This is a genomic window from Bradyrhizobium sp. BRP56 (genome assembly GCF_020194035.1).
In the GTDB taxonomy this organism is placed as follows: domain Bacteria; phylum Pseudomonadota; class Alphaproteobacteria; order Rhizobiales; family Xanthobacteraceae; genus Bradyrhizobium; species Bradyrhizobium australafricanum.
This window is the reverse complement of record NZ_JADYVV010000035.1, coordinates 25,781-40,133: the sequence shown is the minus strand read 5'-3', so window position 1 is coordinate 40,133 and position 14,353 is coordinate 25,781. Positions and strand designations below refer to the sequence as shown.

The 14,353-nt window shown below is 65.8% G+C and carries 9 protein-coding genes; 4 read left to right on the top strand and 5 right to left on the bottom strand.

Annotation, left to right across the window (positions count from 1 at the left end):
* The first annotated feature begins 755 nt into the window (after positions 1-755).
* From I6F38_RS23855 to I6F38_RS23845, 3 genes are all read left to right on the top strand, one after another.
* Complete coding sequence (locus tag I6F38_RS23855) at positions 756-1,973, top strand: efflux RND transporter periplasmic adaptor subunit (RefSeq protein WP_225162058.1); 1,218 nt, start codon at positions 756-758, stop codon at positions 1,971-1,973.
* Positions 1,970-5,143, top strand: coding sequence for a multidrug efflux RND transporter permease subunit (locus I6F38_RS23850; protein ID WP_028344243.1), 3,174 nt, complete (start codon positions 1,970-1,972; stop codon positions 5,141-5,143). The genes I6F38_RS23855 and I6F38_RS23850 overlap by 4 nt, the downstream gene beginning before the upstream one ends.
* Before the next feature lie 267 nt (positions 5,144-5,410).
* The gene (locus I6F38_RS23845; RefSeq protein ID WP_225162020.1) at positions 5,411-6,601 is read left to right on the top strand and encodes an ABC transporter substrate-binding protein; all 1,191 of its coding nucleotides are present in this window, start codon (positions 5,411-5,413) and stop codon (positions 6,599-6,601) included.
* A gap of 383 nt (positions 6,602-6,984) precedes the next feature.
* Here the strand turns inward: I6F38_RS23845 and I6F38_RS23840 are convergent, their stop codons facing one another.
* The 5 genes from I6F38_RS23840 to I6F38_RS23820 form a co-directional block, all read right to left on the bottom strand.
* On the bottom strand, positions 6,985-7,374 hold the full coding sequence (locus I6F38_RS23840) for an MAPEG family protein (RefSeq protein ID WP_225162057.1): 390 nt from the start codon (positions 7,372-7,374) through the stop codon (positions 6,985-6,987).
* 266 nt (positions 7,375-7,640) lie between these two features.
* Positions 7,641-8,726, bottom strand: coding sequence for a lipocalin-like domain-containing protein (locus I6F38_RS23835; RefSeq protein WP_225162019.1), 1,086 nt, complete (start codon positions 8,724-8,726; stop codon positions 7,641-7,643).
* The gene (locus tag I6F38_RS23830; RefSeq protein WP_225162018.1) at positions 8,716-11,175 is read right to left on the bottom strand and encodes an ABC transporter permease; all 2,460 of its coding nucleotides are present in this window, start codon (positions 11,173-11,175) and stop codon (positions 8,716-8,718) included. The genes I6F38_RS23835 and I6F38_RS23830 overlap by 11 nt, the downstream gene beginning before the upstream one ends.
* Complete coding sequence (locus I6F38_RS23825) at positions 11,172-11,825, bottom strand: ABC transporter ATP-binding protein (RefSeq protein WP_225162017.1); 654 nt, start codon at positions 11,823-11,825, stop codon at positions 11,172-11,174. Before I6F38_RS23825 ends, I6F38_RS23830 begins: the two co-directional genes overlap by 4 nt.
* Positions 11,826-11,861: 36 nt before the next feature.
* A complete protein-coding gene (locus tag I6F38_RS23820) occupies positions 11,862-12,623 on the bottom strand; it encodes a class I SAM-dependent methyltransferase (protein WP_225162016.1) in 762 nt (253 codons plus the stop codon).
* 222 nt (positions 12,624-12,845) lie between these two features.
* Between I6F38_RS23820 and I6F38_RS23815 the strand changes: the two genes are divergently transcribed.
* On the top strand, positions 12,846-14,174 hold the full coding sequence (locus I6F38_RS23815) for an MFS transporter (RefSeq protein ID WP_225162015.1): 1,329 nt from the start codon (positions 12,846-12,848) through the stop codon (positions 14,172-14,174).
* The last annotated feature ends 179 nt before the right edge of the window (positions 14,175-14,353 follow it).

Genomic DNA, 14,353 nt, shown 5'->3' with positions numbered 1-14,353 from the left:
CACGTTGAGGTTGACTACTTGCGATCCGAGATCGCACCGGTCCGCTCGCAATATGCGGACACCGCGACGGTTGCGGAGTCCCGACATCAGCAAGTTCAAATGCGCTTGCCATTACGTAATCGCTTCCACTCACTCACGCCGCGAGAAAAGCCCAATGAATGTTCGAGAAAAGCGCGGCGGCCAAGAAAATTTACCGGTTGGCAACCACGACCGTATTGTCGATGCTTCCGAGTGTCAATGTGTGTCCACGTGATACCGCGCCGTTAACCACGATTCGGCCATGCAGCGGGAGGTAGAGTGTGGGAACTCGACCATTTTTAATCTTGTGCGACCCCCGGTGGTTTCTGCGCCGCAGGCGGAATTGTCGTTGTGTGACGAACATGTGTCGGTGATTCGCCTTGTGATTGATTCCCGGCAGCCGTCTGTGATCTCTCCTCACCCGAAAGGCCAGTGAATCTGTCCCTTCCTGTCGTCACGGCTTCGCGATCACGTCGTAAGGCTTTCAGATTGCGCAACTATTTGCTTGATCCGGCGGCCATCTTGAACAGACTGGGGAGCGGCTACATCTGTGACGTCCGCTGCCGCGACATTGCGGTGGTCCATCCGCGTTGAATCACCGCAAGTTTAATTGCGACTTTCGTAGCCCTGCACTGATCCTTGGGGAGAGGGAATTGAGTTCGATTGACAGAACGGGGCGTGTGGCTCCGGTGACCGGCGTCGAGCGTCATTCGCTTCGCCGCCATGCCTCACGCGGCCTGCCGCTCAGGCCTTGGCTCGGCCTTGCGCCGATCGGGCTGCTGGCGGCGCTGGCGCTCGGCGGCTGCGACAACAAGAGCGCGCAATCGCAGGCCGCGCCTCCGCCGCCGCCCGTGACCGTCGCGCAGCCGGTCAAGCGCACGGTCACCGACTGGGACGAGTTCACCGGCCGCTTCGAGGCGATCGAGGAGGTTCAGGTCCGCGCCCGTGTCGGCGGCTTCGTCAACAGCGTCGAGTTCAAGGATGGTGCGATCGTCCATGCCGGCGATCTGCTCTACATCATCGACCCGCGGCCGTTCGAGGCTGTCGTGCTGCAGGCCGAAGGCCAGCTGGCTGACGCGCGGGCCAAGGGGGAGCTTGCCAAGCGCGATCTCGAGCGCGGGTTGAACCTCGTGCAGACCAGCGCGGTCTCGGAGCAGGTCGTCGACCAGCGCCGTCAGGCATTGCAGGCGGCGCGCGCCGCCGAGACCCAGGCCGAAGGCACGCTGAAGGCCGCGCAGCTCAATGTCGAATTCACCCATGTGCTGGCGCCGATCACCGGCCGCGTCAGCCGGCATCTGGTCACTCCGGGCAATCTCGTGCAGGGCAGCGAGGGCGGCGCGACGCTGCTGACCTCGATCGTGTCGCTCGATCCGATCTACATCTATTTCGACGTCGACGAGGCGACCTATCAGCGCAACAGCAAGCTGTGGTTCGAAGGCAGGCGGCCGAGCTCGCGCGACACGGCGAACCCGGTGCAGATCGCGTTGACCGGCGAAACCAAGCCCTCGCATGAGGGCAAGATGGACTTCCTCGACAACCGGCTCGACGTCTCGACCGCGACCTTGCGCAGCCGCGCGGTCGTTCCGAACAAGGATCTGTCGGTCCTGCCCGGCCAGTTCGGCCGCGTCCGCATCATCGGCTCCTCGCCCTATGAGGCGCTGCTGATCCCGGACAGCGCTGTTGCCACCGACCAGTCGCGCAAGATCGTGTTCGTGGTCAAGGACGACAACACGGTGGAAGCAAGAGCGGTCACGCTCGGGCCGCTCGACGATGGCTTGCGCGTCGTCCGCGAAGGCCTCAAGGCGGAGGATCACGTGATCGTCGACGGCCTGCAGCGCGCCCGCGTCGGCGCCAAGGTGACGCCAAAGATGGCGCAGGCTCCGGCGGATTCCAAGCCCGCGGCAGGCGACAAGCCCGCGGCCGCTGACAAGCCCGCCGCAGGTGCCAAACCATGAATCTCGGCAGGCTCTCCATCAACCAGCCCATCCTCGCGATGGTGCTGTCGATCGTGCTGCTGATCGTCGGCGCGATCGCCTATCCGACGCTGCCGGTCTCGGAATATCCGCAAGTGGTGCCGCCGACCGTCGTCGTCACCACGCAATATCCAGGCGCCTCGGCGCAGACCGTGTCCGACACCGTCGCCGCGCCGATCGAGCAGGAGATCAACGGCGTCGAGGACATGCTGTATCTCTACAGCCAGGCGACGTCGAACGGCCAGCTCACCATCACCGCGACCTTCAAGCTCGGCACCGACCTCGACAAGGCCCAGGTGCTGGTGCAGAACCGCGTCGCGATCGCGCAGCCGCGGCTGCCCGAAGAGGTGCAGCGCAACGGCGTGACCACGCGCAAGAACTCGCCCGACATCCTGATGGTCGTGTTCATGCTGTCGCCCGACGACACGTTCGACCAGCTCTACATCTCCAACTACGCGCTGCTGCAGGTCCGCGACCAGCTGTTGCGGCTCGACGGCGTCGGCGACATCCAGATGTTCGGCGCGCGCGACTATTCGATGCGGCTGTGGCTCGATCCCGACCGGATCGCCAATCTCGGCCTGACCTCGACCGAGGTGCTGGCGGCGATCCGAGCGCAGAACCTGCAGATCGCCGGCGGCCAGATCGCCGAGCCGCCAATCGCCGATCGCGCATTCCAGCCGAACCTCGTCTTCACCGGCCGCCTCAAGGACATCAGGCAGTTCGAGGACATCGTGGTGAAGGCAGGCTCCGACGGCCGCACGGTACGTCTGCGCGACGTCGCCCGCGTCGAGCTCGGCGCGCTGTCCTACGCCACCAACAGCTTCCTGCTGCGCAAATCCGCCGTCGCGCTGCTGGTGACGCAACGGCCCGGATCGAACGCGCTCGCCACAGCCAAGAGCATCTCCGACACGATGGAGCGGATGAAGGCGAGTTTCCCGAAGGGGCTCGACTACAATATCGGCTACAACCCGACCGAATTCATCGCCCAATCGGTCCACGAGCTGATCAAGACGATCTACGAGGCGATGGCGCTCGTCGTCATCGTGGTGCTGGTGTTCCTGCAGGGATGGCGGCCTGCGATCATCCCGATCATCGCGATCCCGGTGTCGCTGGTCGGCACCTTCGCGGTGATGGCCGCGCTCGGCTTCTCGATCAATAATCTGACGCTATTCGGTCTGGTGCTCGCGGTCGGCATCGTGGTCGACGACGCCATCGTGGTGGTCGAGAATGTCGAGCGGCATCTCGAGCACGGCATGAGCAGGCGCGACGCTGCGCTCAAGACCATGGAGGAGGTCGGCGGCGCGCTGGTCTCGATCGCCCTGGTGCTGTGCGCGGTGTTCGTGCCGACCGCCTTCCTCGGCGGCATCTCCGGGCAGTTCTTCCAGCAATTCGCGGTCACCATCGCGGTCGCGACCGCGATCTCCTGCTTCTGCTCGCTGACGCTATCGCCGGCGCTGGCCTCGCAGATCCTGGTGCCGCATGAGGAGAAACGCCCGCCGGCGCGCTGGAACATCATCGCGCGCGGCTGGGACAGCTTCACCGCGCTGTTCAACCGCGTGTTCGACCGGCTCGCGCACGGCTATGCATCGGTGGCCGACTTCGTGATCCGGCATACGGTGGTGATGCTTGCGCTCTACCTCGTACTGATCGGCAGCGCCGGCTGGCTGCTCGCGACCACCTCGCAGGGCTTCATTCCGGCGCAGGACCGCGGCTACGTCATCATCTCGGCGCAGCTGCCGGGCGCCGCGTCGCTGGCGCGGACCACCGCTGTCGTGCGCGAGATCGAGCGGATCGCGCTGGATACGCCGGGCATCGTTCGCGTCGCGGCTTTCGCCGGCTTCTCCGGTGCGACGCGCACGCAGCAGGGCAACGCCGCGGCGCTGTTCCCGGTATTCGACGAGCCGGAGGCGCGCCTGAAGAAGGGGCTGACGGCGAACGCGATCACGGCCGAATTGCGTAAGCGTCTGTCGGTGATCCAGGGCGCCTTCATCATCGTCATTCCGCCGCCGGCCGTGCCCGGTATCGGCACCGGTGGAGGCTTCACCATCCGTGTCCAGGACCGGCAGGGGCGCGGACCCGAACTGCTGGCTTCCGCGACCGATGAACTGGTGACAGCCGCGCGCAAATCGCCGTCTCTCACGTCGGTGTTCTCGCCGTTCACCGCGAACACGCCGCAGCTGTTCGTCGACATTGATCGCGTCAAGGCGCAGAAGCTTGGGGTGCCGATCGCCAACATTAATGACACGATCCAGACCTATTTTGGTTCGACCTATGTCAACGACTTCAACCTGTTCGGCCGCACCTATCACGTTACCGCGCAGGCCGATCTGCCGTTCCGGAAAGACAGCCCCGATCTCGCAAGGCTGCGCACCCGCAACGTCGCCGGCGACATGGTGATGCTCGGCAGCATCGTGGACTTCAAGGACGTCTCGGGACCCGACCGCGTCGCGCGCTACAATCTGTACTCGGCGTCCGAACTGCAGGGTGAGCCGGCACCGGGCGTGAGCTCGACGACGGCGCTCAACACCATCAAGCAGCTCGCCGACCAGACATTGCCGAGCGGCTTTTCGTTCGAGTGGACCGACCTGTCCTACCAGCAGGTCACCGGCGCCAATGCCGGCCTCTACGTGTTCCCGATCTGCGTGCTGTTCGTCTATCTGGTGCTGGCCGCGCAATATGGCAGCTGGACATTGCCGTTCGCGGTGATCCTGATCGTGCCGATGTGCCTGTTCGCGGCCACGATCGGCGTGCGCCTGATGGGCCAGGACGTCAACATCCTGACCCAGATCGGCTTCGTGGTGCTGGTGGGGCTGGCCGCCAAGAACGCGATCCTGATCGTCGAGTTCGCGCGCGACATCGAGCTCGAGGGCAGATCGCGGCTGGACGCGGTGATCGAGGCCTGCCGGCTCCGTCTGCGGCCGATCCTGATGACCTCGTTCGCCTTCATCCTCGGCGTGCTGCCGCTGGTGGTATCGACCGGTTCGGGCTCGGAGATGCGGCAGGCGGTCGGCGTTGCCGTGTTCTTCGGCATGCTCGGCGTCACCCTGTTCGGCCTGATCTTCACGCCGATCTTCTACATGGTGGTACGCAACCTCGCGGAAGGAAAGAACGAGGGCAAGCCGGCCGAGCCCAAGGCAACCGTGGCGGGTTGAGGGCGGCACCCAACGTTCCGCAGCAGCAAGTCCTTCCCCGTCATCCTGAGGAGCCTGCGAAGCAGGCGTCTCGAAGGATGCACGGCCACCGGCCGGGCCGTCGACCCTTCGAGACGCGCGTTCCGCGCTCCTCAGGGTGACGGGAAGTTAGCAAGTGCTGTCGACGCAGCCCATACTTTTGGCTGAGCGGAAAGAGATGGGCAGGCGTGGGGTTATAAAATAATGTCGCGCCGATTTTCCTGATAGAAACTGCTGGGAGAGCATAGAATGAAGTCCGGATTTTTGGCCGCGGTCGCGGCCTGCAGCCTGATGCTTGCGGCGCCGGCGATGGCCCAGGGCGTCAAGATCGGCATCCTGAACGATCAGTCCGGCGTCTATGCCGACTACGGCGGCAAATACTCGCTCGAAGCCGCGCGGATGGCGGTCGAGGATTTTGGCGGCGAGGTGCTGGGACAGAAGATCGAGATCGTTACCGCCGACCATCAGAACAAGCCGGACCTTGCGACCGCGATCGCGCGGCGCTGGTACGAGGTCGAGAACGTCGACATGATCACCGAGCTCACCACCTCGTCGGTCGCGCTCGCGGTGCAGGAGCTGTCGAAGGAAAAGAAGAAGATCGACATCGTGGTCGGCGCCGCGACCTCGCGTATCACGGGCGATGCCTGCACGCCCTACAGCTTCCACTGGGCTTACGACACCCGCGCGCTCGCCGTCGGGACCGGCGGCGCGCTGACGGAGGCGGGCGGCAACACCTGGTTCTTCCTGACCGCCGACTACGCCTTCGGCTACGCGCTGGAGAAGGACACCAGCGACATCGTCACCTCAAAGGGCGGCAAGGTGGTCGGCTCGGTCCGCGTGCCGCTCAATTCATCGGACTTCTCGTCCTTCCTGCTGCAGGCGCAGAGCTCGAAAGCCAAGATCATCGGGCTCGCCAACGCCGGACTCGACACCACCAACTCGATCAAGCAGGCGGCCGAGTTCGGCATCGTGCGCGGCGGCCAGAAGCTTGCCGGCCTGTTGATGACGCTGTCGGAGGTGCACGGTCTCGGGCTCGATGCGGCGCAGGGTCTCGTGCTCACCGAGGGCTTCTACTGGGACCACGACGACGCCTCGCGCGCCTTCAGCGAGCGCTTCTTCAAGCGCACCAGCCGGATGCCGAGCATGATCCATGCCGGCACCTATTCGGCGACGCTGAGCTATTTGAAGGCGGTGAAGGCCGCCGGCACCAAGGACAGCGAGGCGGTCGCCGCCAAGCTGAAGGAGCTGCCGGTCGATGACGCCTTCGCCAAGGGCAAGGTGCTCGCGAACGGCCGCATGGTGCACGACCTCTATCTGTTCGAGGTCAAGAAGCCCTCGGAGTCGAAGAAGCCGTGGGACTATTACAAGCAGATCGCCGTGGTGCCCGGCGACAAGGCCTTCTTCACCGCCAAGGAAAGCGGCTGCCCGCTGACCAAGTGAGGCGTGGCTCGCGTATCACGCAGCTCACGACACAACATCACCGTCGTCCCTGCGAAAGCACTAGCGTATATACATATCCTCCGCAGTCTTTCCGGAGTCTTCTCAAAGAGTTGGCCGAAAACCGCAGAGAACTTACTCATCTGCACTAGGGTTGCGCCCGCCGATTTCGGCTCTCGCCTAGTAGCTAACCCCTTGATGATGAGTCGGTTTTCTAGCCTCGAAGAGATGTGTAAATGCCCTAGTGCGAAAGCAGGGACCCATAACCACCGCCTTCAATCGTAGCGTCGGGCTGGAGCCCCAGCCATCGCAAAACTTGGTCCTGTGGTTATGGGTCCCGGGTCAAGCCCGGGACGACAACGGAGTGTGTGGCGACTATCGAAGCTTCAATGCGCCAGCCGCCACACCGCGCCGCCGATCGCGCCGACCCAGAGGATGACGCAGGCGAGCGCCTGGATGGCGAAGCCGGGGCTGCGTTTTGCCACCGCTTCGCGATAGCCGATGAAATAGACGATGCGGCCGATCACCCAGATCGCGCCGACCGCCGCCGCGGCGGTATCGCCGACATAAACCGCGAACAGCCAGAGCGACGGCAGGAAGATCGGCATCCATTCCAGCGTGTTCATCTGGATGCGGTAGATGCGCTCGAAATCCGGATTTCCCGTGATCGCCGGCAGCTTGACCCCGTAGACCGCGCGGGCGCGGGCGACCTGCAGCGCGAAGAAGAAGTGCAGCGCGGCTGCAAGGCAGGTGACGATGGCGGTGTAGTGGTACATGTCAGGCATTTCCTCTTTCCATTGGCCCCGATGTCATGACGGGTCAGCGAAGCCCGGTGTGACATGCGGCCTCGCTTTACCTCTCCCCGCGCGCGGGGAGAGGTCGGAACGCATCGTCAGATGCGTTCCGGGTGAGGGGGACCTCGGCGAGACCAGCTGTCACCGAGTACGCGGAGACGGCCCCTCACCCCAACCCTCTCCCCGTAAGAACGGGGCGAGGGAGCACAGTTATGCCGCGGCCCCATTCGGACCAATTCCGTCACGTCCTAGTACCCCGTCATCTCAAGATAGCCGATTCCGGCGTGGCTGCCTGAAAAGCGGATCGGGCCTTCCCAATAGGGGAAGCTGGTTCCCATCCAGGCCTTCGGATTGAGCGGCGTGGTCTCGATGGCAAGGCCGCGTGCGGGCAGGTTGACGCGCCATGACGTCGGCAGCTTGCGGCCGTCGATCTCGGTGGTCGCGAGCGGCGCGATGCTGTTGCCGCTGGCGGCGATCTCGGCCGAGCGGCCGTCCGGCGTGATCCAGTTGCCGAACAGGTTTTCGCGGCCGTCCTTCTGGCGCAGCCGGTACAGCATCAGCTTCTCGTCGCCGGGCAGATGCAGCGAGAACCAGTCCCAGCCGGTCTGATCGGCCGCCAATGGCTGGCTGCTCCATTCGCGATCCATCCACGCCGAGCCCGTGACGTTGACCGGTCTGTCGTCGATCACGATGCGGCCGGACGCCTTGTAGAACGGCTGGCTGTAGTAATAGGAGGCTTGCCCGCGATCCGACTTGCGGCTGTAGCCGCGGTCGCCCTGCAGCACCAGCGCGCGGTCGGCCTCGAGCCGCAGCGCGGTGCTGAAGTCGGCGGCGGAGGCCTTGAGCTCAAGCGGCGCGACGCGCTGCGCATCGAACGCATCGCGCCCGCGCAGCTCCCAGGCGTCGATCCAGGCGCGGAACGGCGTGGCTTCGACAGCGGCCTGCCCGACGCCGCCGCGGGCAAAGGTTTCGCTGAAGCGGTGCGTGCCGGCGCTGGTCACGGCGGCGTGGCCCATCCAGAGCTGCTGATTGGCCCAGCCCTCGGCCGGTCCGCCCGCTTTCATCGCCTGGCGGAACAGCGTCCACTGCGCGCCATAGGCCGCGCCGCTCGTGTCGGACAGGTTGGCGGTCACGTACCACCATTCAATCCGGAATTCCGGATGCGGGCCGTGGTCCGCGGGGAACGTGAATGGCTTGCCCGGCGTGACGGCGGCAAATCCTTCCGCGGTCTCGCCGAGCCCGGCGAAGCCCTGCGCGAACGTCTTGCCGCCGAGCGCCAGCCCCAGCGCACCGCCGGCAAAGGCGCGACGGGTGATGGTGCCGCTAGCGCTCATTGACAAAGATCCTGATCAGGCTGGCGGGCTGCATGCGCGCCAGCCTCGCGACCGGAAGCGCCGCGGCACAGAATGCGGCGGCCAGCGCCACCGCGAGCAGCTCGATCAGCTGCAGCGGGAAAATGTGGAACGGCAGCCGCCAGCCGAACGCCTTGACGTTGACGATCGCAAGCAGGCACCACGCCACCAGCAGGCCGAGCGGCAGCGCGAACAGGGCGGTGATCAGCGCGACCGCCATGGTCTTCAACAGTTCGAGCGCGGCGAGCCGCCGCCGGGTCAGGCCGATCGCCCACAGCGGCGCCAGCTGCGGCAGCCGCGAATTGGCCAGCGTGAGCAGGCTGGTCAAGAGCGCGACGCCGGCGACACCGAGGGTGAAGGCGTTGAGCGCGGCGGTTACCGAGAAGGTGCGATTGAAGACCCGCCTGGATTCTGTTTTCATCCTCGCCTGGTCGGCGACGTTGCGGTCGTCGAGGCCGAATTTCTCCTGCAGCGCGGTGATCAGCGGTGCGATCTTGTCCGGTGCCATGCGGAGACCCATCCGCGTCATCGGTGTCTGCGGGAAGCGCCGGGTCAGCGCGGCGAAGTTGACCGCGATCTGGCCCTTGGGGTTGCCGTAATCGGCATAGATGCCGACGATCTCGAGCGGCCAGTTGCCGCCGGGGGCGGGCACCTCGATATGATCGCCGATCGCCAACTTCATCCGCCGCGACAGCTGCTCGCTGACGAGGCAGGTGTAGCCGGGCCGCAGCCGAACCCACGCATTCGCGACGTTTTCGAGCAACGGCCAGCTGTCGCGATAGGTGGCGTGGTCGGGCAGGCCGAGCACCTCGATCGGCGCGCCGCCGAGCTGGGTGTCGGCGCGGCCGCCCGGCAGGATGGCCTGAACCTCGGGCCGATCGCGCAGCCAGGCCTTGATCTCCTTTGCCTGCTGATCGCTGGCGGCGCTGATGTAAACGTCGGCGGCGAGCCTTCCGTCGAGCCAGACCAGGAAGGTGCGGTTAAAACTTTCCACCATGGTGCCGACACCGACATTGACCGCGAGCGCAAGCAGCAGCGCCATCAGCGCCAGCGACAGTCCCGACAATTGCTGGCGGCTGTCTGCCCAGAACCAGATGCCGACCGGCGCCCGCGCGCTGCGCTGCCCGAAGGCCAGCGCAATCTGCAGGACCATCGGCAGGATCAGCGCCGCGCCGAGCATCAGCGCGGCGAGCACGGCAAATCCCGCGATCAGGGAATCGCCGAACCAGATCAGGCCCGCGGCGACCGCAAACACCGCGAGTGCCGCCGCGCTCTGGATGATCAGCCAGCGCCGCTGCGCCTGCTGCCAGGCCTGCGGCTGCGCCGTCGCCAGCACCGGCATCCGGATCGCCTTGGCAAGGCTCGCGGCCGCTGCGGCGAGCGCGCCCAGAATGCTGATGGCGATGCCGGCGAACCACCAGACGGGTTTGAGCGAAAGCTGTCCGGGGATCTGCGCGCCATAGAGCCCACGTAGCGAGGCCGCGACATCCGGCAGCAAGGCAGCCGCGATGAAGTAGCCGCAGACGAGGCCGATGAGGCCGGCGACCAGCGCCAGCGACACCAGCTCGATCACCAGCACGGTGTTGAGCATTCGCGCCGAGACGCCGCAGGCGCGCAGCGTGCGCAGCATCGGCAGCCGCTGCTCGAAGGCGAGGCCGATCGCGGAGTTGACGATGAACAGGCCGACGAAGAACGACAGCAGGCCGAACGCGGTGAGGTTGAGATGGAAGCTGTCGGTGAGGCGTTCGAGGTCGCTCTCGGCGCTCGGCTCGACCAGACGGAGCTTGTCACCCGCCACGCTTTCCAGCGCTGCGTGCGGCGCTTTGGACTTGCCGACCAGCAGGCGCGAGACCTGGCCGGGCATTTTGAGGATGTCCTGCGCGATGCCGATATCGACGATCAGTGCGCCGGGCGCGAGCTCGGCCTGTGCGCGCAGCGGCGGCAAGCTCGTGCCGTTGGCCTGTGGCCGCTCGCCTTCCTTTAGGCCGAGATCGCGCAGCGTTTCGCCCGCCACCAGCATTTCGCCCGGCGGCGTGACGAAGGCTTGCAGGCTGCCGCGTCCGACGGCCGGCGCGTTGCCGACCTCGGACGGCAGCGTTACCGGCTCGACGCCGAGCAGGCGGAAGCTGCGCCCGTCGATCTGGACCCGGCCCTCCAGCATCGGCGACACCGGCCAGCCGGCGCGGCGCAGATCGACGAACAATGTTTGCGGGAAGGTCGCGCTGTCCCTGGCGACCAGCATTGCAGTCCGCGACCCGCCGAAGGTCGCGGCGGCGCGGTCATAGGCGATGCGGGCCTGCTGGTTCAACGCCTGCACACCGCTCCATAGCGCGGTGGCCGAGATCAGCCCGATCAAGAGTGTCGCGAGCTGCATCGGATGCCGCCGCCAGTGGCTGAGCAGCACCGCGAGGATCCAGAGCGCGCGCCTCATGCGACGATTCCGGCATGCAGGGTGACCTGGCGGTCGAGCGTCGCGGCGAGCCGCGCGCTGTGCGTGACCATCAGGAAGCCGCAGCCGGTGCGGGTCACCAGATCGCGTGCCAGTGCCAGCACCTCGTCGGCGGTGTCCTCGTCGAGATTGCCGGTCGGCTCGTCGGCGAGCAGCAACAGCGGCTTTGGCGCCAGCGCGCGGCCGATCGCGACGCGCTGCTGCTGACCGCCGGACAATTGCTCGGGATAGCGCCTGAGCAGGCTTCTCAGGCCGAGGCGCTCGACCAGTTCGTCGTGCCAGGCGGCGTCATGCCGGCCGGCGATGCGCGACTGAAACACGAGATTGTCCGCGACCGTCAGGCTCGGGATCAAATTGAATTGCTGGAAGACGAGGCCGAGCCGGTCGCGGCGTAATTCGGCGCGGCCAGCGTCGTTGAGGTCGGAGACGACGGTGTCGGCGAGGGCGATCTCGCCGCTGTCGGCGGCATCGAGCCCCGCGATCAGATGCAGCAGCGTGCTCTTGCCGCTGCCGGATTCGCCCGATAGCGCCACGCTCTCGCCGGTCGCAACGGCAAGGTCGACGCCGCGCAGCACAGCGACGTCTTCGCCGGCAGAGCGGTAACTCTTGGTCAGGCCGGTGACGCGCAGCACCGCGGCGGTCTGGTCAGATGAAGCGATGGCCGGGCCTCATTGCGGCTTCTGGTATTTCAGGACGAACTCGTCGATCGGCACCGGTGCCTTGAAGACGGGAATGTCCTTGGGGTCCTCCGCATGATGCAGGAAATCGCCCTCGGCCACCAGCTTGAAGCCCGCCGCCTCGATCTCCTGCTTCAAGGTGCTCTCCTCGATCCGGTGCAGCGTCTTGGCGACACCGGTGCCTGCGCCGGTCTTGGCCGAGTGATCCGCGATCACGAGGAAGCCGCCCGGCTTGAGCGCGGCGAACATCTTCCTGTTCATCGCGGCGCGGTCGACCGGCAGATAGGTGATGTCGTGATAGAAAAAGAAGAAGGTGATCATGTCGAGGTTTTTGACCTCGGGCGGGATCGGGTCGTCATAGTCCCGCACCACATGGACGACGTTCTTCATCGCCGGCGCCTTGGCGCGGGTGTCGAACTTGTCCTTGACGAAGCGCTCGAGCACGGTCGCGGAATCCTGTGCGTAGACCTTGCCCGACGGGGCGACGGTGCGCGCCAACAGTTCGGTGCTGTAGCCCGCGCTCGCCGCCATGTCGAGGATCGTCATACCCGGCTTGACGCCGGCAAAGGCGAGCGTCTTGGCCGGCTGCCGGCGCTGATCGACCTGGCGATCCGCATCGCTGCGATCGGGTGCGGCGACGATCGCGGCGTAGTCGGGATTGGCGGCGTCTGCCGCGCGGACTTGAGGCGCGGCAAGCAGCGCGGCGGACACAAGTGCAGCGCAAGCGGTGGCACGTAGGATCAATCTGTTCATGAAATAACCCCGGGCTTTTCGTTGGCCCTGAACATAGCAGTCGGGACATGACAGTTCACCGCTCCACGGGCGCGACCGACGCGATCGTGATCGGGCCGTTAGAAGCGCTCCGGGGCGCACAACCCCGAGGAAATGCGGTGTTGCGTTGCACGGCGAGGCGTGGCTAGCATCGCCGGACGGGGCCGATTTACGAAGCCAAAACGAAACGACGGGGAGCCGGACATGACGACGCAAGCGACGTCCAAGAGGACGTCAGAGGGGCTGTCAAAGGGGACGCCGAAGGGCGCCTGGCAAATCACCTTCCTTCTATTCCTGTTCATGGTGGTGAACTTTGCCGACAAGATCGTGGTCGGGCTCGCCGGCGTGCCGATCAAGAAGGAAATGGGCCTCACCCAGGAGCAGTTCGGCGATCTCGGCTCGTCATTCTTCCTCTTGTTCTCGATCTCGGCGATCGTGGTCGGCTTCATCGTCAACCGCGTCGCCACTCGCTGGGTGCTGCTGATCCTGGCGGTGATCTGGTCGCTGGCGCAGTTTCCGATGGTCGGCACCGTCAGCTTCACGACGCTGGTGATCTGTCGCATCATCCTCGGCGCCGGCGAGGGGCCGGCGTTCTCGGTCGCGGCGCACGCGATCTACAAATGGTTTCCGGACGAGAAGCGTACGCTGCCGACCGCGATCCTGTCGCAGGGCTCCGCGTTCGGCGTGATCCTCGCGGTGCCCGCGCTGAACTGGATCATCGTCAATCACAGCTGGCATCACGCCTTCGGCGCGCTCGGCATCGTTGGCCTGATCTGGGCGGTCGCCTGGTTCGCGCTCGGCAAGGAAGGGCCGCTGGTGTCGACGTCAGCCGTGGCGGCCGACGAGCCGCGGATTCCGTATTGGAAGCTTTTGACCTCGCGCACCTTCATCGGCTGCGTGGTGGCAACCTTCGGCGCCTATTGGGCGCTGTCGCTCGGGCTCACCTGGTTCACGTCCTTCATCATCGAGGGGCTCGGCTTCTCGCAGCACCAGGCCGGCTTCGTCTCGATCCTGCCCTGGATCTTCGGCGCGACGATCGTGCTGCTGACAGGCTGGATCTCGCAGCTGATGCTGACGCGCGGCTTCACCACCCGCGGCGCCCGCGGCGTGCTCGGCTCGGTGCCGCTGATCGTCGGCGGCGCCATTCTTGCGATGCTGCCCTATGCGCCGCCCGGCGGGATCATGATCGCGCTGCTGGTGATCGGCTCCGGCCTGTGCGGCTCGATCTATGTGGTGTGCCCGCCGATGCTCGGCGAGTTCACGCCGGTATCGCAGCGCGGCGCGATCATCGCGATCTACGGCGCGCTCTACACGATCTCGGGCATCCTGGCGCCGATGGTGATGGGCAATGTGATCCAGCACGCGGCCACGCCGATGGGCGGCTACATGTCCGGCTTCACCATCAACGCCGCGATCATGGCCGGCTCCGGCCTGCTCGGATTGCTGCTGCTGTGGCCGAACAGCGAGCGGGCGCGCCTGACCGGCACGTCGCAGCCGGCAGGCACGATCAAAGGCGCGATGTCGCCGACGTAAGGGGCGCGTGGCCTTCCACCCTCCCCTGGAGGGGGAGGGTCGGATCACATTGAGCGCAGCAAAATGTGAGACGGGGTGGGGTGATCTCTCAACACGGGCAGCATCCGTGTGGAGAGACTGTCACCCCACCCCGCTGTGCATTCCGCTTTGCTACATGCCCAGCGACCCTCCCCCTCCAG